Source organism: Kribbella sp. DT2 (assembly GCF_049844575.1).
Classification (GTDB): domain Bacteria; phylum Actinomycetota; class Actinomycetes; order Propionibacteriales; family Kribbellaceae; genus Kribbella.
Genome location: NZ_JBNCLH010000005.1, coordinates 1 through 17,452 on the forward strand (window position 1 = coordinate 1; position 17,452 = coordinate 17,452).

The 17,452-nt window shown below is 69.6% G+C and carries 23 protein-coding genes; 16 read left to right on the forward strand and 7 right to left on the reverse strand.

What is annotated here, in order from left to right:
* Nucleotides 1-334: 334 nt before the first annotated feature.
* The 4 genes from ACLQ2O_RS21360 to ACLQ2O_RS21375 all read left to right on the forward strand — a co-directional run bounded on the left by ACLQ2O_RS21360 (nucleotide 335) and on the right by ACLQ2O_RS21375 (nucleotide 2,612).
* Entirely contained in the window at nucleotides 335-676 is a 342-nt protein-coding gene (locus tag ACLQ2O_RS21360) for an ArsR/SmtB family transcription factor (protein ID WP_425834027.1), read from the forward strand.
* The gene (locus ACLQ2O_RS21365; RefSeq protein WP_425834029.1) at nucleotides 673-1,155 is read left to right on the forward strand and encodes an SRPBCC domain-containing protein; all 483 of its coding nucleotides are present in this window, start codon (nucleotides 673-675) and stop codon (nucleotides 1,153-1,155) included. Before ACLQ2O_RS21360 ends, ACLQ2O_RS21365 begins: the two co-directional genes overlap by 4 nt.
* A gap of 89 nt (nucleotides 1,156-1,244) precedes the next feature.
* A complete protein-coding gene (locus ACLQ2O_RS21370; protein WP_425834031.1) occupies nucleotides 1,245-1,775 on the forward strand; it encodes a SigE family RNA polymerase sigma factor in 531 nt (176 codons plus the stop codon).
* A 3-nt stretch (nucleotides 1,776-1,778) separates the two neighbouring features.
* Nucleotides 1,779-2,612 carry a hypothetical protein gene (locus tag ACLQ2O_RS21375; RefSeq protein WP_425834033.1) on the forward strand — a complete coding sequence of 278 codons (834 nt, stop codon included), beginning with the start codon at nucleotides 1,779-1,781 and terminating at the stop codon, nucleotides 2,610-2,612.
* 209 nt (nucleotides 2,613-2,821) lie between these two features.
* Here the strand turns inward: ACLQ2O_RS21375 and ACLQ2O_RS21380 are convergent, their stop codons facing one another.
* On the reverse strand, nucleotides 2,822-3,850 hold the full coding sequence (locus tag ACLQ2O_RS21380) for a 4-hydroxy-3-methylbut-2-enyl diphosphate reductase (RefSeq protein WP_425834035.1): 1,029 nt from the start codon (nucleotides 3,848-3,850) through the stop codon (nucleotides 2,822-2,824).
* A gap of 158 nt (nucleotides 3,851-4,008) precedes the next feature.
* Entirely contained in the window at nucleotides 4,009-4,593 is a 585-nt protein-coding gene (locus ACLQ2O_RS21385; protein ID WP_425834037.1) for a dihydrofolate reductase family protein, read from the reverse strand.
* A gap of 73 nt (nucleotides 4,594-4,666) precedes the next feature.
* Here ACLQ2O_RS21385 and ACLQ2O_RS21390 point away from each other — a divergent pair, with 73 nt between their 5' ends.
* Nucleotides 4,667-5,212: a TetR/AcrR family transcriptional regulator gene (locus ACLQ2O_RS21390; RefSeq protein WP_425834039.1), complete on the forward strand. Its 546-nt coding sequence runs from the start codon at nucleotides 4,667-4,669 to the stop codon at nucleotides 5,210-5,212.
* Here the strand turns inward: ACLQ2O_RS21390 and ACLQ2O_RS21395 are convergent.
* The gene (locus ACLQ2O_RS21395; protein WP_425834041.1) at nucleotides 5,192-5,668 is read right to left on the reverse strand and encodes an HAD domain-containing protein; all 477 of its coding nucleotides are present in this window, start codon (nucleotides 5,666-5,668) and stop codon (nucleotides 5,192-5,194) included. The genes ACLQ2O_RS21390 and ACLQ2O_RS21395 overlap by 21 nt on opposite strands.
* A 100-nt stretch (nucleotides 5,669-5,768) precedes the next feature.
* On the opposite strand from ACLQ2O_RS21395, the gene xseA reads away from it, so the two are divergent.
* From xseA to ACLQ2O_RS21410, 3 genes are read left to right on the forward strand one after another with little or no spacing between them, the layout of a single operon-like run.
* Nucleotides 5,769-6,992, forward strand: a complete 1,224-nt coding sequence (gene xseA, locus ACLQ2O_RS21400) for an exodeoxyribonuclease VII large subunit (protein ID WP_425834043.1) — start codon at nucleotides 5,769-5,771, stop codon at nucleotides 6,990-6,992.
* Nucleotides 6,989-7,210, forward strand: a complete 222-nt coding sequence (locus ACLQ2O_RS21405; RefSeq protein WP_425834045.1) for an exodeoxyribonuclease VII small subunit — start codon at nucleotides 6,989-6,991, stop codon at nucleotides 7,208-7,210. The genes xseA and ACLQ2O_RS21405 overlap by 4 nt, the downstream gene beginning before the upstream one ends.
* Nucleotides 7,211-7,212: 2 nt before the next feature.
* Entirely contained in the window at nucleotides 7,213-7,710 is a 498-nt protein-coding gene (locus tag ACLQ2O_RS21410; protein WP_425834047.1) for a GNAT family N-acetyltransferase, read from the forward strand.
* Here the strand turns inward: ACLQ2O_RS21410 and ACLQ2O_RS21415 are convergent.
* On the reverse strand, nucleotides 7,697-8,326 hold the full coding sequence (locus tag ACLQ2O_RS21415; RefSeq protein ID WP_425834049.1) for a TetR/AcrR family transcriptional regulator: 630 nt from the start codon (nucleotides 8,324-8,326) through the stop codon (nucleotides 7,697-7,699). The two genes, ACLQ2O_RS21410 and ACLQ2O_RS21415, sit on opposite strands and share 14 nt — an antisense overlap.
* Before the next feature lie 42 nt (nucleotides 8,327-8,368).
* Between ACLQ2O_RS21415 and ACLQ2O_RS21420 the strand changes: the two genes are divergently transcribed.
* From ACLQ2O_RS21420 to ACLQ2O_RS21430, 3 genes are read left to right on the forward strand one after another with little or no spacing between them, the layout of a single operon-like run.
* A complete protein-coding gene (locus tag ACLQ2O_RS21420) occupies nucleotides 8,369-8,989 on the forward strand; it encodes a flavodoxin family protein (RefSeq protein WP_425834051.1) in 621 nt (206 codons plus the stop codon).
* Nucleotides 8,989-9,309: a DMT family transporter gene (locus ACLQ2O_RS21425; protein ID WP_425834053.1), complete on the forward strand. Its 321-nt coding sequence runs from the start codon at nucleotides 8,989-8,991 to the stop codon at nucleotides 9,307-9,309. Before ACLQ2O_RS21420 ends, ACLQ2O_RS21425 begins: the two co-directional genes overlap by 1 nt.
* Before the next feature lie 16 nt (nucleotides 9,310-9,325).
* A complete protein-coding gene (locus ACLQ2O_RS21430; protein ID WP_425834055.1) occupies nucleotides 9,326-9,484 on the forward strand; it encodes a hypothetical protein in 159 nt (52 codons plus the stop codon).
* Between the two features lie 25 nt (nucleotides 9,485-9,509).
* On the opposite strand, the gene ACLQ2O_RS21435 is transcribed toward ACLQ2O_RS21430, so the two are convergent.
* Together ACLQ2O_RS21435 and ACLQ2O_RS21440 are read right to left on the reverse strand one after the other, a co-directional pair.
* The gene (locus ACLQ2O_RS21435) at nucleotides 9,510-10,151 is read right to left on the reverse strand and encodes a nucleotidyltransferase family protein (RefSeq protein ID WP_425834057.1); all 642 of its coding nucleotides are present in this window, start codon (nucleotides 10,149-10,151) and stop codon (nucleotides 9,510-9,512) included.
* Nucleotides 10,152-10,303: 152 nt separating this feature from the next.
* Nucleotides 10,304-11,059, reverse strand: a complete 756-nt coding sequence (locus ACLQ2O_RS21440; protein WP_425834059.1) for a DUF4245 domain-containing protein — start codon at nucleotides 11,057-11,059, stop codon at nucleotides 10,304-10,306.
* A 68-nt stretch (nucleotides 11,060-11,127) separates the two neighbouring features.
* Between ACLQ2O_RS21440 and glpX the strand changes: the two genes are divergently transcribed.
* The 4 genes from glpX (at nucleotide 11,128) to ACLQ2O_RS21460 (ending at nucleotide 14,573) form a co-directional block, all read left to right on the forward strand.
* Nucleotides 11,128-12,162, forward strand: coding sequence for a class II fructose-bisphosphatase (glpX, locus tag ACLQ2O_RS21445; protein WP_425834061.1), 1,035 nt, complete (start codon nucleotides 11,128-11,130; stop codon nucleotides 12,160-12,162).
* Nucleotides 12,163-12,268: 106 nt separating this feature from the next.
* Entirely contained in the window at nucleotides 12,269-13,207 is a 939-nt protein-coding gene (locus ACLQ2O_RS21450; protein ID WP_425834063.1) for a carbohydrate kinase family protein, read from the forward strand.
* Between the two features lie 24 nt (nucleotides 13,208-13,231).
* Complete coding sequence (locus ACLQ2O_RS21455) at nucleotides 13,232-13,720, forward strand: hypothetical protein (protein ID WP_425834065.1); 489 nt, start codon at nucleotides 13,232-13,234, stop codon at nucleotides 13,718-13,720.
* Between the two features lie 34 nt (nucleotides 13,721-13,754).
* A complete protein-coding gene (locus tag ACLQ2O_RS21460) occupies nucleotides 13,755-14,573 on the forward strand; it encodes an ABC transporter ATP-binding protein (protein WP_425834067.1) in 819 nt (272 codons plus the stop codon).
* Nucleotides 14,574-14,713: 140 nt separating this feature from the next.
* Here the strand turns inward: ACLQ2O_RS21460 and ACLQ2O_RS21465 are convergent, their stop codons facing one another.
* Complete coding sequence (locus ACLQ2O_RS21465; RefSeq protein ID WP_425834069.1) at nucleotides 14,714-15,424, reverse strand: DUF1707 SHOCT-like domain-containing protein; 711 nt, start codon at nucleotides 15,422-15,424, stop codon at nucleotides 14,714-14,716.
* Between the two features lie 265 nt (nucleotides 15,425-15,689).
* On the opposite strand from ACLQ2O_RS21465, the gene ACLQ2O_RS21470 reads away from it, so the two are divergent.
* A complete protein-coding gene (locus ACLQ2O_RS21470; protein WP_425834071.1) occupies nucleotides 15,690-17,354 on the forward strand; it encodes a fumarate hydratase in 1,665 nt (554 codons plus the stop codon).
* Nucleotides 17,355-17,452 lie beyond the last annotated feature (98 nt).

Here is a 17,452-nt window from a genome sequence, read left to right on the forward strand (position 1 = left end):
AACAAACCTACCGCCAGCACCCGCTGAGCCTCGGTCAGCGAACTACGTCGATCCATACGAAAGCTCCCCAGGAGTCGGAACTGAATTTCTCAGTCCAACTTCTGGGGAGCAGTTCATCTGAGGATCCCGGGGCTTCCCGCACGCTGAGGATCCCGGGGCTTCCCGCACGCTGACGCTCGGGGGCTTCCCGCAGCCTGACAGCTCGGGGGGCTTCACGCACGCTGACGCTCGGGGACTTCCTGCCCCTGCCCCTCAGGGGCTTCTGCCCCCTGACGGGCTCGGGGACTCTTCTGCCCCTTGACGGGTCTTCTTGGTTAGTGACAACTTACCGTTCGTGGGGACTTACGGAGTTCTGGAGCTGGCTGGGCCGGTGCTGGACGCGTTGGGGGATCCGACGCGGCGGACGATCTTGGAGACATTGCGGCGGAGTGGGCCTAGTTCGGTGGGCGCTTTGGCGGGGCAGGTGCCGGTGAGCCGGCCGGCGATCTCGCAACACCTGAAGGTGCTCGGTCGGGCCGGGCTGGTCGAGCACGAGCCTCGCGGGACCAGCAACATCTACCGGGTCGACCCGGCCGGGCTGGACGCCGTACGGCGATGGCTGGACCAGTTCTGGACCGAGGCGCTGGACGCGTTCGCCGACCATGTACGGCGGACCGAGAACGAGGGGGAGCGATGAGCATCGAGCAGGAACCGTTGGTGAAGACCGTGATCGTGCCAACGACTCCCGATCGGGCGTTCAGGTTGTTCACCGCGGAGCTCGGCAAGTGGTGGCCGCTCGTGAGCCACTCGGTGCGCGGCGACCAGGCGACCGACGTACGGCTCGAGGGCGCGGTCGGTGGACAGATCATCGAGTACGACGCCGCGGGGCCGGTCGGTTCGTGGGGCACGGTCTCCGACTGGGACCCGCCGCACACGGTCAGCTTCAGTTGGCACCCGGGCAGCGATCCGCAGGAGGCCGACCAGGTCACGGTCCGGTTCATCCCGACCGACGAGAGCACGGGCAGCGGCGGCGGCCCCGACGGGAGCGGGAGCAGCACCCTGGTCGAGCTAACGCACACAGGCTGGGAACGCCGGCCGGACGGCGGGCGGGCCCGGGAGAACTACGACTCCGGCTGGACGTACGTCCTTGGCCACTTCGTGCAATTCCGGCCGTGACTCAACCTTTCGCCCCACCTCGGTCATCACACTGCTGACAAGGTCGGCCCCGCAAGCCGGCACCAAGGCTGGGGGCAGGGGACACCGGGATGGATCCAGGGCTTGACGAGGAGTTCGCCGAGTTCGTGAACGGGCGGTTCGGCGCGCTGCAGCGGTTCGGCTACCTGCTCACCGGCGAGTGGCACCTGGCCGAGGACCTCGTCCAGACCTCGCTGACCAAGGTGTGGTTCCACCGCAAGTCACTGCGCAGCGGCAACGCCCTGGAGAGTTACACCCGAACCGTGATGGTGAACACCAGCACGCAGTGGTGGCGCCGCAAGTGGAAGGGCGAGACCCCGACCGAGACGCTGCCCGAACCGGCCGCGCCGTCGGAGTTCGGCACGATCGACGAACGTGACCGGCTGCTCCGCGCCCTGGCCACGCTCCCCCGCCGTACGAGGGCGGCGCTGGTGCTCCGGTTCTTCGAGGACCTGCCCGACGCCGAGGTCGCGAAGATCATGGGCTGCTCGGTCGGCACGGTGAAGAGCACCGTGTCCCGCGGACTGGCCAAGCTCCGCGAGCACCACCTGCTCGCCGAGTCCGACCCCCTGACACCCGCCCCCGCCCGACTGGAGGGCTGACCTATGACCGATGAGCTGAAGGCCAAGTTCCAGGCCCTCGTCGAGGACGCCCCCGAGCCCACCGGCCTGCCCAGCGACGCCGTCTTCGCCCGGATCAAGACCGTACGCCGCCGCCGCACCACCGGCCTGGTAGCAGGCCTGGCCACCGCCGCGGTCGCCACGATCGCCCTCGCCGCGGGCAACCTGACCGGCATCGACTCCGCTCCCCCGGTCACCGAAACCCCGAACGGCCCGACCCCGTCGGCCGCCGCACCCACCACGACGCCGACCACCACCCCGAAGGCCCCCAAGCCCCCGATTGGCGGCTCGGTCAACACCCTGTCCCCGGAGGGCGGCAAGACCAACGAGTCCGAGTCGTCCGACACGCCACCACCGGAGCAGCCGTCGTCGCCCAAGACCGAGGAACCGAAGGCCCCGCCGCCGGTCAAGGTCAACCTGGTCCTGTCGAACGTCACGGTCAACGGCCTGAAGGCGTCGGTCCAGTTCCGCTGGACCGGCTCGCTGCTGACCCCGATGAAAGCCTCCGAAGGAACGCCGATCGACGCCGGCAGCGGACTCCCGGAGAACTCGTTCAACTTCGACTACGACTACGGCGACAACCACTGGAACCCCGACGAGGGCCCCACCGGCAAGAACGGCTTCGGCCTGACCTGCGACGGAGCGAACAAGCGAGTCTCAGGTTCCTGGTCGGGTCGCACCCAGACCCACACCTACGAGAAGCCAGGCACCTACCTCTTCAGCTACGGCATCACGTACTGCGGCCCGACCGGCGAGATCCCGATCAAGAAAACCATCAAGATCACCATCAAGGCCCCACCACCCCCCACAACCCCGTAACCCAGGCGACGAGCTCGCTGAGTGCCTGCTCCACCTTCGCGGCCGGCTTCGACAACATCCTCGAAGCTGGTCGGTACCGGGATCGGACTCAGGCCCGCGGTCGGGCTCAGTCCTGGGCCCTCGGATTCAGCTCGGGCTCCGCCCCGGGCTCTCGGGCTCAGCTCGAGCTCGAGGCCAGGGCGGACAGGGCTCTGTCGCCGTACGGAAGCTCAGGCGTGGTCGGAGGTGCCTGTGGTGGCCATGCCGGCGGCTTTGAGGTCGGTGCGGAGTTCTCGGGGGAGGGAGAAGACGAGGCTTTCCTCCGCGGTGGTGACTTCCTGGACCTCGGCGTAGCCGCGGGCGGCGAGCCAGTCGATGACGTCGCGGACGAGGATCTCGGGGACGCTGGCTCCGCTGGTGACGCCGACCGAGTCGACGCCGGCCAGCCAGGTCTCGTCGATCTCGTCGGCGTAGTCGACCAGGTAGCCGGCCTTGGCGCCGTGCTCGACGGCGACCTCGACCAGGCGGACCGAGTTCGACGAGTTGCGGGAGCCGACGACGATCATCAGGTCGGCGTCGGGGGCGAGCTTCTTCACCGCGGCCTGGCGGTTCTGGGTCGCGTAGCAGATGTCGTCGCTCGGCGGGTCCTGCAGCTTCGGGAAGCGCTCGCGCAGGCGGCGTACGGTCTCCATCGTCTCGTCGACCGACAGCGTGGTCTGGGACAGCCAGACGACCTTCTCCGGGTCGCGGACCTCGACGTTCGGTACGTCGCCCGGACCGTCGACCAGGTGGATGTGCTCGGGCGCCTCGCCGCTGGTGCCGATGACCTCTTCGTGGCCCTCGTGACCGATCAGGAGGATGTCGTGATCGGTCGCGGCGAACCGCTTCGCCTCGTGGTGCACCTTGGTCACCAGCGGGCAGGTCGCGTCGATCGTCTTGAGCTGCCGTGCGGCGGCCTCCTGGTGCACCACCGGGGCGACACCGTGCGCGGAGAAGATCACCGTCTCGCCCTCGGGCACCTCGTCGGTCTCGTCGACGAAGATCGCGCCGCGCGCCTGCAGGGTCTGCACGACGTGCTTGTTGTGCACGATCTCCTTGCGCACGTACACCGGCGGGCCGTACAGGTCGAGGGCCTTCTCGACCGCGACCACCGCTCGGTCCACGCCGGCGCAGTACCCCCGCGGCGCGGCGAGCAGCACCCGCTTGGTCTTCACGGCGGTCGAACCAGTGGTCTCAGGCTGGGCAGTCACGTGCCCCATCGTACGGGGCGAGGCACGGCGGCCCCGACGGCCGTGGCGCAGCTCACCTCCGGCCGGGGAAGCTGGGGAGCCGCCCGCCCTGTCCGGGCGGCTCCCCCTAGGAGGTGCTTCACTTCCCCAAGGATGCGAGCCTGAAAACCGTTTGCGCAAAGGCATTTTCACTCCATCCGGTACGTCAGCACGGCCACTCCGCTCTCGTAGACATGGTGCCCGTCGAGCCGCAGCTTCCGGAGGGCGAATTCGTCGCTGTGGAAAAGCTTGACCCCGGCACCGATCACGACCGGGTTCACCTTCACCACCAGGCGGTCGATCTCCGGCCAGAGCGTCTCGGCGAGCACGCCGCCGCCGCACAACCAGATGCCCAGACCGTCTTCCTGCTTCAGTTCCCGGACCTTCTCCAGCGGGTCGCCGGAGACGAAATTCACCGCAGGCACAGGGCTTTCGGCGATCGTCCGCGAGAACACGTAGCTCCGCAGCCGCGGGTACGGATCCGGCGCGCCGGTGTCGCGCCCGAGCTCCCAGGTCCGCCGTCCCATCAGGACGGTGTCGAACACCCTGTTCTCCGCGTCGAGCCCGAGCAGTTCCCGGACGGCGCCCGGAAGCGTCTCCGGGTACGCCGTGAACAGCGGCTCCGAATGGTCTCCCTGGGACAGGAAGAACCCGCCCGGGCTCACATCGGTCGGGTCGCCGCCCGACGGGTCCGCCACGAACCCGTCCAGCGACGACGCCACGAAATAGGTCACTTCTCGCACGATGATCTCCTAACCACTCTGTTCGTAGTACTCTAGTCATAGTGGTTCAAAGGAGGCAACCCAGATGCGCAGCAACCCCGAACGCCGTACCGCCCTCGTCGACGCCGCGATCGAGGTCCTGGCCGCCGAAGGAGCCCGCGGCCTGACCTTCCGCGCGGTCGACACCGCGGCCGCCGTACCGAACGGCACCGCGTCCAACTACTTCGCCAACCGCGACGACCTGCTCACGCACGCAGGCCTGCGGATCCACGACCGGCTGGGGCCCAACCCGGCTGATCTGGATCAGCCTCCGTCGGCCGAGTTCCTGACCACGCTGCTTCAGCTGCTCCGCCATCGGCTCACCGCTGACCGGACCGGCTACTTGGCGCTGCTGGAGCTCCGTCTGGAGGCCACGCGACGGCCGGCTCTGCAGCAGGCCCTCACCGAGCGAGTGCGCGCGAACCTGGAGGAGAACAGAGCGCTCCACGAGGCGCACGGCCTCCCGGGCGACCCGCTGGTGCTCTACTGCGCGGTCGGTGGGCTGATGCTCGAGCAGCTGACGCTCCCGGGGGTGCTTCCCGAGGGAGCGTTGGAGGACGTCGTACGGGGACTACTCAGCCCAGGCACGTAGTACGGCGAAGTCGTCCGCCGTCAGCCCGCGGCTCGCATCCACCCGGTGTACGAGGCCCCGCGGCTGCAGGTAGGCCTGGTCGAACCTGTTCACTTCGTCGTCCACCCAGGCAAACCTTCGCGCCCCTACCCAATCGGCGATGTAGCGGCTCTTCCAGGAGATCTGGTCTATGTGCTGGCGAGCGCCTGCCGGCCAGACGATCACCGGCAGGTCCGGCAGTCCCAGCCGCGGGGCGATCAGGCGGTTGGCGCCGTGCTCCCAGGACGTTGCCCAGACCAGCTCGTACGACGCTGCGAGGGCGTTCAGCTCAACCCCGTGCTGCTGATTCAGCAACAGCTTCCAGGCCTTCTCGCCCTCGTGGATGTCGTGCAGCTCGTAGCCCGGCGGAATCGTCTTCGCGCGGTGCGGGTTGAGCGGACCGTCGACGTCGAGCAGCAGGTACGGGCGGTCGGGCATCGCTCAACGGTACGGCGTGCGGCGGCACGGCGTACCGGCGTACCGGCTGCCTGTGGACGGGGTGCGTGGGATTGTCGGTGCTTGGCCGTAGGGTCTGGGGGTGGCATTGGAGACCTCGCCGGACGCGCCGGCTGCTGTGCGGACGATCGCCAACGGGATCGCCGGCTGGATCAACCAGCTCGGCGCCGTGTGGGTCGAAGGGCAGCTGACGGACGTCTCGATCGGGCGCGGTACGACGACCGTGTTCGGCACGCTGCGCGACACCGACGCGGACATCTCGTTGCGTTTCACCTGCAACCGCAGGGTTTTCGAGGCGGTCGACCCGCCGGTCACCGACGGTTCGCGCGTGGTCGTGAACGCCAAGCCCAACTTCTTCGCGCGCCGCGGGACGCTCGCGCTCGCGGTCAGCGAGATCCGGCACGTCGGCATCGGCGAGCTGCTGGCGCGGATCGAGCGCCTCAAGCAACTACTCGGCGCGGAAGGGTTGTTCGCCGCGCACCGCAAGAAGCGGTTGCCGTTCCTGCCGCACACGATCGGCCTGATCTGCGGCCGCGACTCGGCCGCCGAGCGCGATGTGCTGGAGAACGCCAAGCGGCGTTGGCCGGCGGTCGCGTTCCGGGTCGAGCATGCTTCGGTGCAGGGCCCGGCCGCGGCCGGCGAGGTGATGACCGCGCTGCGCAAGCTGGATGCCGACGCGGAGGTCGAGGTGATCGTGATCGCGCGTGGCGGTGGGTCGCTGGAGGATCTGCTGCCGTTCTCCGACGAGGGCCTGATCCGCGCGGTCTCGCAGGCGAAGACGCCGGTGGTCAGCGCGATCGGGCACGAGCCGGACTCCCCGCTGCTCGACCTGGTCGCCGACCTGCGCGCGTCGACGCCGACCGACGCGGCGAAGCGCATCGTTCCCGACGTACGGGAAGAGCTCGACGGCGTACTGCTGCTGCGTGATCGCGGGCTGCGGGCGATCACGAGCTGGATCGATCGCGAGGCGCACGCGCTGGCGGCGATCAGGAGCCGGCCCGCGTTGGCCGCACCTGCGACCGACCTGCAGCGGCGGTCGGAGGAGATCGCCGCGCTGGTCGACCGCAACCGCCGTACGCTGCTGCACCGCTTGGACCGGGCGAGCGATGATCTGGCGCACCGCCTGGCGAGCGTGCGCGCGCTGTCTCCGAAGGCGACGCTCGAGCGCGGGTACTCCGTGCTCCAGCTCGCCGACGGCACCGCGGTTCGCCAGCTCGACCAGGTCGCCGCGGGCGACACCCTGCACGCACGCGTGACCGACGGCCGATTCGACGTCGAAGTAACTTCGAAGGAGACCAGCAAGTGAGCGACACCCGACCGGACATCTCCTACGAGCAGGCCCGCGAGGAGCTGGTCGAGGTGGTCCGCAAACTCGAAGCCGGCGGCACCACCCTCGAGGAGTCCCTGGCCCTGTGGGAGCGCGGCGAAGAGCTCGCCACCACCTGCCACCAGTGGCTCGAAGGCGCCCGCACGCGCCTGGCCGAAGCCCAAGCCGCCCACACCGACGAAAAGAAGTCAGACTGACAGTGCAGGTTCGTGGTGCCCGCGCAACTGATCTGCTGGGCGCTGCGGAAGCACGTATCGCCAGTTGGCGTGGAGCCTTCACGGGGCTTGTGCCGCAGGAGTTTCTCGACGCGATGGACGCCGAGGCGATTGCCTCGGGCTGGCGGGAGAGCCTTGACGCTGGGCGGTCTCGCTTGTACGTCGCTGAGTTCGGTGGACGCATCGTCGGCTACGCCGGCGTCGGGCCGGAGCGGGATCCGTCGGCCCCTCGCACGACCGGCGAGCTCTACGCACTCTTCGTGCGTCCGGATGCGTGGGGTGCCGGAGCCGGGCGGGCACTGACCGGGGCGGCGGTTGACGATCTGCGGGCCCATGGGTGCGACCGCGTGAACCTGTGGGTTCTCGAGGCCAATGCCCGAGCACGTGCCTTCTACAACCGGTGCGGGTTTGTCGAGACCACGGACCGGACCTACTCCTCGCTGGCGGACCTGCCTGAGGTTCGGCTTTTCAGGGATGTCTGAAGAGCAGATCGACTACTGACTTCAAGCCGGTGCGCATGCGGTTGAGGTCGAAGCCTTCGGTGCGTAGGGCTTGGTGGAGGTCTGCGGCGAGGGGGGCCAGTACGGCGTGGGCGACGTAGGCGGCGTCCAGTTCTGGGCGTGCTTCCTCGACCAGCAGGACTACATGGCGGTGCCACAGCCAGTACGAGCCGATGCGGTAGCGGGCGCCGTCCGATGCGTTCTCGCTGTCGATGAACAGCTCCACGTGCCGGTCGAGCAGTTCCAGATAGGCGTCGACGAAGGCGGTCAGTCGGTCGACGGCCGGTGCGCCGGGTCCTAGAGGCGGCGGCCCGGTCAGGATTCGCTCCTGCAGCTCGCGTTCCCGCTCGTCCAGCAGCGCGACCGCCAGCCCGGCCCGGTCGCCGAACCGCCGGAAGACCGTCCCCTTGCCCACGCCGGCCTCGGCGGCGATCGCGTCGAGCGACACGTTCTTCACGCCGTGCTCGGCGAACAGCCGGTCGGCCGCCTCCAGGACCTTCAGCCGGTTCCGGCGCGCGTCGGCGCGTTCAGGACGCTCCTCTCCCAGCACAGGAAGAGTGCGTTGTGAAACGGACTGCGGTCCGGTACCGTCCTTCATAAGACGGACTGTAGTCCGATTGACCGCCAGGAGGTAGCACCCATGCCCGCAACTCACCAGCCCGATTGGTCCGGAACAGCCCGGATCGCCATCGCCTACCACTCCGGCTACGGCCACACCGCGCGCCAAGCCGAAGCCGTCGCCACCGGCGCCGCCGCCGTACCAGGCGCGACCGCCGACCTCATCCCGCTCGACGACCTGACCGACGACGTCTGGACCCGCCTCGCGGCTGCCGACGCGATCATCTTCGGCGCGCCCACCTACATGGGCAGCCCGAGCGCCGTCTTCAAGGCGTTCGCCGAGGCGAGTGCCGACGTCTGGGCCGACAACCTCGGCTGGCGCGACAAGATCGCGGCCGGTTTCACCAACTCCAAGGCGATGTCGGGCGACAAGTTCAACAGCCTGGTCGACTTCGCCGTACTGGCCGCGCAGCACGGCATGATCTGGGTCGGCCTGGACATCTACCCCGGCTGGGCCAGTTCGACCGCCAGCATCGAGGACCTCAACCGGCTCGGCAGCTGGCTCGGCGCGATGGCACAGTCCGACGCCGATCTGTCCGCGGAGAAGGCGCCGCCGGAGACCGACCTGCGTACCGCCGCCGCGCTGGGCAGCCGGGTCGCGACCGTCACGCTGCGCCACCTGCGTGGCTCGTTGGCCGCGTGATGGCGTGGATCATCCTGCTGGCCGCCGCGGCCTTCGAGATCGCGTTCGCCCTCAGCCTCAAACCCAGCGAAGGCTTCAGCCGGCTCTGGCCGACGCTCGCCGTCCTGGTCTTCGGCATCACCTCGGTGGTCCTGCTGGCCAAGACCCTCGACCATCTTCCGGTCGGTACGGCGTACGCGGTGTGGACCGGCATCGGCTCGGTCGGCGTGGTGACGCTCGGCATCGTGCTCTTCCACGAGCCCCTCACCCTCACCCGCATGGCCTGCATCGCGCTGATCGTCGCCGGCGTCCTGGGCCTGCGCCTGTCCGGCAGCCACTGAGCCCTGCCGTGGCGGCGTGACGATCGAGGAACTGGAAGCGGAATTAGTCGACGCCGGCTGGCACTCGGCGGTGCTGGGCGCGCTCGAGGACGGTACCTACGACGTCTACGGCCGGCTCGACGTACCGGCGGCCGAGGCGATCGCTCGCAAGCTTCCGCCCCCACCTGACCGATGACCTTCTGGCCCACTGGAAGAAGTGATCAGATGTTCGTGCGGGTGTGACTCGGCCGGCGGGTGCGGGTCGGGGTGGGAGGTGCCGGCTCGGCGGCGGTGTAGTGGCCGACGAGGGACTGGTAGTCGTCCCAGGTGTCGACCGACAGCGGAACGTTGCCCAAGGCATCTACGTCCGTCACCGGGTGCGGGCCGGTCTCGATCAGCGGCCACAGGTCCTGGTCGCTGCGCAGGGAGCGGAGCGAGCCGAAGGTCTCGCGGCCGAACCAGCACGGGTACCCGCGGCCGTCGTCGTACCGGGTGACGCCGATCGGCGTCGCGGCCTCGGCGACCAGGGACCAGACGGCGGCCGACGTCACGCCCGGCTGGTCGCCGCGCAGGACGACCAGACCGTCGGTACGGCGATCGACCGCATCCAGCGCGGGCACGATGGACGAGCTTCCGGTGTCGGCGTGAGGAGTGTCCACAACGCGAACGCCGTCCAGGTCGATGCGGTCGCGGATCTGTTCGGCCGCCGTACCGAGGGTCATCACGAGCTGGTCGAAGCCGCAGTCCCGCGCGGTGTCGAGCGCGGCACCGAGCAGGGTCTCACCGCGGTAGGCCAGCAACTGCCGGGGAACGCCGAGCCGTGGCGACCCTTCGGCAGCGAGCACGAGTCCGGTGACGAACATGTGGCATCAACCCCCGACCTGGACCGTGAGGTTCACACCAGGCTCCTTCGCCGAATCCCGATCCCCGATCGAACCGCGAAGGCGAACACCCTGTCAACAGCTGCACAACTTCCAACCCTGCAAGGGTTTTCGCGCTCACCTGAGCACGGTGCTCAGCGCAGCGTTGCAGCAAACGTTTCAAGGGCAGGGTATCCGGCGTTGCCCGTGACGATCGTGGTGACGCCGGAACCGACCAGCACCAGGGCCTGCTCGTCCTTGCGCTCGACCAGCGTCCTGCGTTGCCAGACGACTCCGCCGACCGTCGACGTACCGTCGTCCTCGGTCTTGCCGAGCTCGTCGTTCTGGTAGCGCGGGCTGGTCTGGTTGGACTGCTCCAGGCCGACGTACTTCTTCTCGCCGGTGACCGTGCCGAGGTGCCAGGTGATCGGGCTCTGCTCCGGCGCGCGGAACTCGACGTTCGTCGCCGTCCAGCCCTCGGGCATCGGTTCCGGCCCGCGGACCCAGGAGGCGACCTTGCGGGCGTCCTCCAGCTGCGCGGTGTACTCGACCGCGCGGACCTTCTCCTCCTTCGGCCGCCACGTCACGATCATCAGGAACGCGACCACGACGAACGTCGCCAGCAGCGCCCAGAACATGTTCGTCAGGGTCCGCGCCTTGGCCCGGTTCTGCCGGTCCTGGGCCTTGAACGCGATCGCCTCGGCCCGCGCCCGGGCGCGCTCGCGCGCTGCCGGGTCCAGCGGAGCCTGTACGCCGTCGGCCGCGCCCTGCTCCCCCGCTGCCGAGTCCGGGTCTCCGGCCTCCGCCGTACGCCGGTCCGCCGGGTCGGCAGGGGCGTCGTACGGCTGCTGGGAAGCGTTCTCCTCCGCGTTCGTCGCGGGGTGCGTCGGCTCGTGACCTGTCGGGCTCATGGCACCAGTGTCTCGCGGGGCCGATCTCGCTCGATCACCCCCACCGGGCGTTGGCTACGATCCGTGGCATGAGCGACCCCAGCACACCACCCGCCCATCTCGAGGTCGACGAGCACGCGCCCGACCGGAACCTGGCCCTGGAGCTGGTCCGGGTCACCGAGGCCGCCGCGATGGCGGCCGGCCGCTGGGTCGGCCGGGGCGACAAGAACGGCGCCGACGGTGCCGCGGTGAACGCGATGCGCACGCTGATCGGCACCGTCGGGATGAACGGCGTGGTGGTGATCGGCGAGGGCGAGAAGGACAACGCCCCGATGCTGTACAACGGCGAGCAGGTCGGCGACGGTCACGGCCCCGAGTGCGACGTCGCCGTCGACCCGGTCGACGGTACGACGCTGGTCGCGAAGGGCATGGCCAACGGCATCGCGGTGATGGCGGTCTCGCCGCGCAACACGATGTACGACCCGTCCGCGGTGTTCTACATGGAGAAGCTGGTGGTCGGCCCGGAGGCCGCCGACCACGTCGACATCCGGCTCCCGGTCGCGGAGAACATCCGCCGCGTCGCCAAGGCGAAGGGCTCCAGCGTCGACGACGTCACCGTCGTACTGCTGGACCGTCCGCGGCACCAGGAACTGGCCGCGGAGATCCGCGCCACCGGCGCCCGGATCAAGTTCATCAGCGACGGCGACGTCGCGGGTGCCGTCGAGGCGGCCCGGCCCGACACCGGGCTGGACATGCTGATCGGTATCGGCGGTACGCCGGAGGGCATCATCGCCGCCTGCGCGATGAAGTGCCTCGGCGGACTCATCCAGGGCCGGCTCTGGCCGCAGGACGACGCCGAGCGGCAGCGCGCCCTGGACGCCGGGCACGACCTCGACCGGGTGCTCAGCACCGACGACCTGGTCGGCGGCGACGACTGCTTCTTCGTCGCCACCGGCATCACCGACGGCGAGCTCCTGCGCGGCGTCCGGTACGGCGGCTCGACCGCTCGCACGCACTCGCTGGTGATGCGCTCCCGCAGCGGCACGATCCGCAGCATCGAGAGCGTGCACCAGCTGGAGAAGCTGCGCGCGTACTCGGCGATCGATTTCGAGCACGCCCGGTGAGGGGATTGGTGGCTCGCACGTGGTCAGGGCCGGGAATCGCTGTGTTTTTGGCGTCGACTTCGTCGCCGCGGGTTTTCGGTGCTCGTAGTTCAGGCCGGGAGGCTGTATGACCGCCCCTGTCCTCGTCGTCGGCGAGGCGTTGGTCGACATCGTCAGCAACGGGAAGCCCAAGAACGGCAGGAACGGGAGCAAGGCGACGCCGGGTGGGTCGCCTGCGAACGTCGCGGTCGGGCTCGCTCGGCTGGGGGTGCCGACGGAGTTGGTGACGCGGTTCGGGACCGACCCGTACGGCGATCAGCTCGGCGCGCACCTGTTCGGCAACGGCGTGCAGCTGGCGCCGGGGTCGGTCGACCCGGGCTTCCGGACCAGTACGGCGACCGCGACGCTCGACGCGGCGGGTGTCGCGAAGTACCAGTTCGACATCAGCTGGGAGCCGCCGGCGCTGAAGCTCAACCGGGGGTGCCCGGCCGTGCACACCGGCTCGATCGCGACCGTGCTGGAGCCGGGCGCGGAGGCGATTCACCAGTTCCTCGCAGGGCTGGCCGACAAGCCCGTGACCGTGACCCTCGACCCGAACGCGCGCCCGACGATCACGCCCGACCCGGAGAGGACCTGGGCCGCCGTACGGGCGCTGGCCGGGCTGTCGGACCTGGTGAAGCTGAGCGACGAGGACTGCGAGTTCCTGCGGGCCGGTTCGACGCCGGACGAGATCGCGGCCGAACTGCTGTCGGTGGACCGGACCAAGTGCGTGGTGATCACCCGCGGCGGCGACGGCGCCATCGGCGTGACCAGGACCGGCCGGGTCGAGGTGGCCGCGCCGGCGATCGACGTGGTCGACACGGTCGGTGCCGGCGACTCGTTCATGTCCGCGCTGATCGCCGGGCTGCAGGCGCGCGGCCTGCTCGGTGCGGCCCGGCTGGAAGGGCTGGACGAGGAGGCGCTGCACGCGGTCGTCGACTACGCGGTCAAGGCGGCTGCCATCACCTGCACCCGCCACGGCGCCGACCCACCCACCGCAGCCGAGCACACGGCGTACTGGAGCTGACATGACGGCTGACCTGGGGACAGTGTGAGTACGGCGGCCGCCTGGTCGGCCGAGCTGGCGGCGTCCGGGCGGGTGGTGTTCCCGCCCCGGCGCAACCGGCTGCTGCTGCGGCTGGCCCTGTTCGTCCTGCTGATGGTGAGCTCGCTCTGGTCGAACATCGAGCACCTGCGCCAGGACGACGTGGCCGGCGCACTCGGCATCCTCCGGGTCACCGCTCTGCTCGCCTTCGTGTACGGCGTGGGCCTGACCACCTGGCAGCTCGCGACCCGGCGCCCGGAGGTGACGGTCGACTCCCGCGGCATCCAGCTCGGCCGCTCCGACCGCGGTCTGATGCCCTGGCACCAGGTCAGCCACATCAACGACCCGACCGGCATCCCCGGGCTGCGCACGGTGCAGGTCCACGGGACCGGCGCCCGGTCGGGTGCGCTCGGCATCCCGCAGGACAACGTCCAGGATCTTGCCGCGTTGTCCACCTGGCTTCGGGACGTCCACGCGGACCAGTCGACGCCCTGAGCTGTCCAAGGCGTGGATTGATACGGTCGTTGGTGTGCCTAATGATCGACTCCCCGCGCCCGTGCTCGACGTCCAGGACGTGAGTCTGGTCCGCGACGGGAAAGCGTTGCTGGAGGACGTTTCGCTGACCGTGCGCGAGGGTGAGCGGTGGGCGCTGCTCGGCGCGAACGGCGCGGGCAAGAGCACGCTGCTCAAGCTGTGCGGGGCGACGGCGCACCCGACCCGCGGGACCGTCGAGGTGCTCGGGCGGCGGCTCGGTCGGGTGGACATCCGGGAGCTGCGCGAGTCCATCGGACACGTCGATCCGCGGCACCCGTTGCGGTCACCGCTGACGATCGAGCAGGTCGTGATGACCGGGATCACGGGCACGATCGAGCTGATGCCTCGCTGGGAGCCGACCGCTGGGCAGCGGGTACGGGTGGCCGAGCTCGTCGACCTGCTGGGCATCGCGGACCGGGCCCGCGACCCGTGGACGACGTTGTCGCAGGGTGAGCGCGGCCGGGCACTGATCGCCCGGGCGATGGTCGCCGACCCGCGGCTGCTCCTGCTGGACGAGCCGTCGACCGGCCTGGACGTCGCCGCACGCGAGCAACTGCTGGACACCATCGACCTGGTCCACCGCTCGCAGCCGACGCTGTCGTCGGTCCTGGTGACGCACCACTTGGAGGAGCTGCCGTCCTCCACGACCCACGCCGCCCTGCTCCGCGGCGGCCGCGTTCAGGCCGCCGGGCCGGCGTCCGACGTACTGACGTCAGAGCTGGTCTCGGAGTGCTTCGACCACCCGATCCGCATCCATCGCACGGGCGACCGCTGGGCGGCACACTCCGGACGGCTCGCCGCCACGGCCCGTTGACCCGAGAGGCTGACCGGAAGGTTTTGGGGCCGCCCGGTCTGGACTGAGGAGAGAGGGAGCGCAGCGACCGAACGACGAGAGAAGACCGGGCGAAAAAGCCCCAAAACCCGCGGCGACGAAATCGACGCCAAAAGCACAGCTCAGTGCAGGCGTAGGCGTTTGCTCAACCTGGGGCCTCGCTTGACCTTGATCTCTCCGAGGATCGCGGTGCCGCGGATGTGGAAGGTCTTCGGGGGGCCTGTGGCCGGCTCGACGACGCCGCCGATGCCGGCCTCCTGCTCGCTGACCGAGCCCAGGATCGGGTTGCTGTCCAGGTGCACGATCGCGTTCTGCGGGACGCGGATCTTCACGTCGGCCAGGATCGACTTCACGTCGATGTAGATCACGTCGTGCGCCATCTGCGCCTCGGTGTAGTCCAGCGTGACGTCGCCGAGGACCGCGTTGACCTCCTGGCGCTGCGGCGCGATCCAGGCACCGGTCTTCTTCGAGTCCGACAGGAAGACGTTGATCACCGGCACGGTCTCGCCGTTGTACTGCGGGACGTACTGCGACTGCGCCGCGTACTCCGGCGTCGTGCGCTGCTGGGAACCCGGCGGGATCAACCCGTTGGGCAGGTCCGTGGTCAGCTCGACCAGCTCGCCGTACGTCTTCGCGCCGTACACGCCCTCGAGCCGGTCCTCCAGCTCGGTGTAGCTCAGGCGGCCCTCGCCGGCCGACTCGCGGAGCAGCTCGGCGACGTTCTCGCGCTCCAGGTCCGACACCCGCCGGCGCAACGCGAGCTCGTCCCCGGTCGGCTGCGCCGGTGCCGGCGCGTCCTGCGGGCGGTCCTGGGGTCCCTCGTCCTGAGCCACAAGAAGAGATTACGCGCGCCGAAGTTCGCCCGGACAGCAGTTACATCCCCGACCCGACCCTGACTCGACCCCTGATGGGACCGAGCGACAGGAGGTGTCCCCTGAAACCGGCTCTCTGCACTCCGTTCCCCGCCTGCCCGGCCCAGCGTCAGCCGGGCACCTCCTGTCGCTCGGTCCGCGTTCAAGGTGGAGGCGGCGGCGCGCACCCGAACCAGCCGCTCTAGGCTGGATAGATCCCAGACCACCTGCCAGGAGGTACGCCCGCGTGTCCGCCGATTTCAGTTACTCCGACCTGCTCCCGCTCGGCCAGGACGACACGGAGTACCGGCTTCTCACCACCGACGGAGTCAGCACCTTCACCGCCGGTGACCGCACCTTCCTGCAGGTCGACCCGGCCGTGCTGCAGCAGCTCACCGCCGAGGCGATGCACGACATCTCGCACTACCTGCGCACCGCGCACCTCACCCAGCTGCGCCGGATCATCGACGACCCGGCAGCCTCCGGCAACGACCGGTTCGTCGCGCTGGACCTGCTGAAGAACGCGAACATCTCAGCCGGCGGGGTGCTGCCGATGTGCCAGGACACCGGTACGGCGATCGTGATGGGCAAGAAGTCCGAGGGCGTGCTGACCGGCGCGGTCGACGAGGAGTGGATCAGCCGCGGCGTGTACGACGCCTACACCAAGCTCAACCTGCGGTACTCGCAGATGGCGCCGCTGACCATGTGGGACGAGAAGAACACCGGCTCCAACCTCCCGGCGCAGATCGAGCTGTACTCGACGCCGGGGACCAGCGACCCGGCGTACAAGTTCCTGTTCATGGCCAAGGGCGGCGGCTCGGCGAACAAGTCGTTCCTGTTCCAGGAGACCAAGGCGGTGCTGAACCCGGACGGGATGATGAAGTTCCTGGACGAGAAGATCCGCTCGCTCGGGACGGCGGCCTGCCCGCCGTACCACCTGGCGATCGTCGTCGGCGGGACCTCGGCCGAGTACGCGCTGAAGACCGCGAAGTACGCCTCCGCGCACTACCTCGACGCGCTGCCGACGACCGGGTCGCCGCTCGGGCACGGCTTCCGCGACGTCGAGCTGGAGGAGAAGGTCTTCGAGCTGACCCAGGAGTTCGGGATCGGCGCGCAGTTCGGCGGCAAGTACTTCTGCCACGACGTCCGGGTGATCCGGCTGCCGCGGCACGGCGCGTCCTGCCCGGTCGCGATCGCGGTCTCCTGCTCGGCCGACCGGCAGGCGCTGGCCAAGATCACGCCGGAGGGTGTGTTCCTGGAGCAGCTCGAGCGGGACCCGGCGCGGTTCCTGCCCGACACCACCGAGGAGCACCTCGACGACGCCGCGAACGTCGTACGGGTGGACCTGAACCGGCCGATGAGCGAGATCCGCGCCGAGCTGTCGAAGCTGCCGGTGAAGACGCGGCTGTCGCTGAACGGGCCGCTGGTGGTCGCCCGCGACATCGCGCACGCCAAGATCAAGGAGCGCCTGGACGCGGGTGAGCCGATGCCTCAGTACCTGCGTGACCACGCGGTCTACTACGCCGGACCGGCCAAGACGCCGGAAGGCTACGCGTCGGGCTCGTTCGGTCCGACGACGGCGGGCCGGATGGACGCGTACGTCGACCAGTTCCAGGCCGCCGGCGGCTCGTTCGTGATGCTTGCCAAGGGCAACCGCTCGGCGAAGGTGACGGCCGCGTGCCAGGAGCACGGCGGCTTCTACCTCGGCTCGATCGGCGGCCCCGCGGCCCGGCTGGCGCAGGACTGCATCAAGTCCGTCGACGTGATCGAGTACGCCGAGCTCGGGATGGAAGCGGTCTGGAAGATCGAGGTCGAGGACTTCCCGGCGTTCGTGGTCGTCGACGACAAAGGCAACGACTTCTTCACCGAAACCGCCAAGCCGGTGCCCCTGACGGTCCGCCCGCGCAGTTGAGTTCGAGGCCGCGGGCGAGCCCGGCCCGGGGCCGCAGTTGACCTCGGGGGCGCGGCGTCCGACCTCCGGGGCCCGGGCGCTGCTGCTGATCGGCGGGG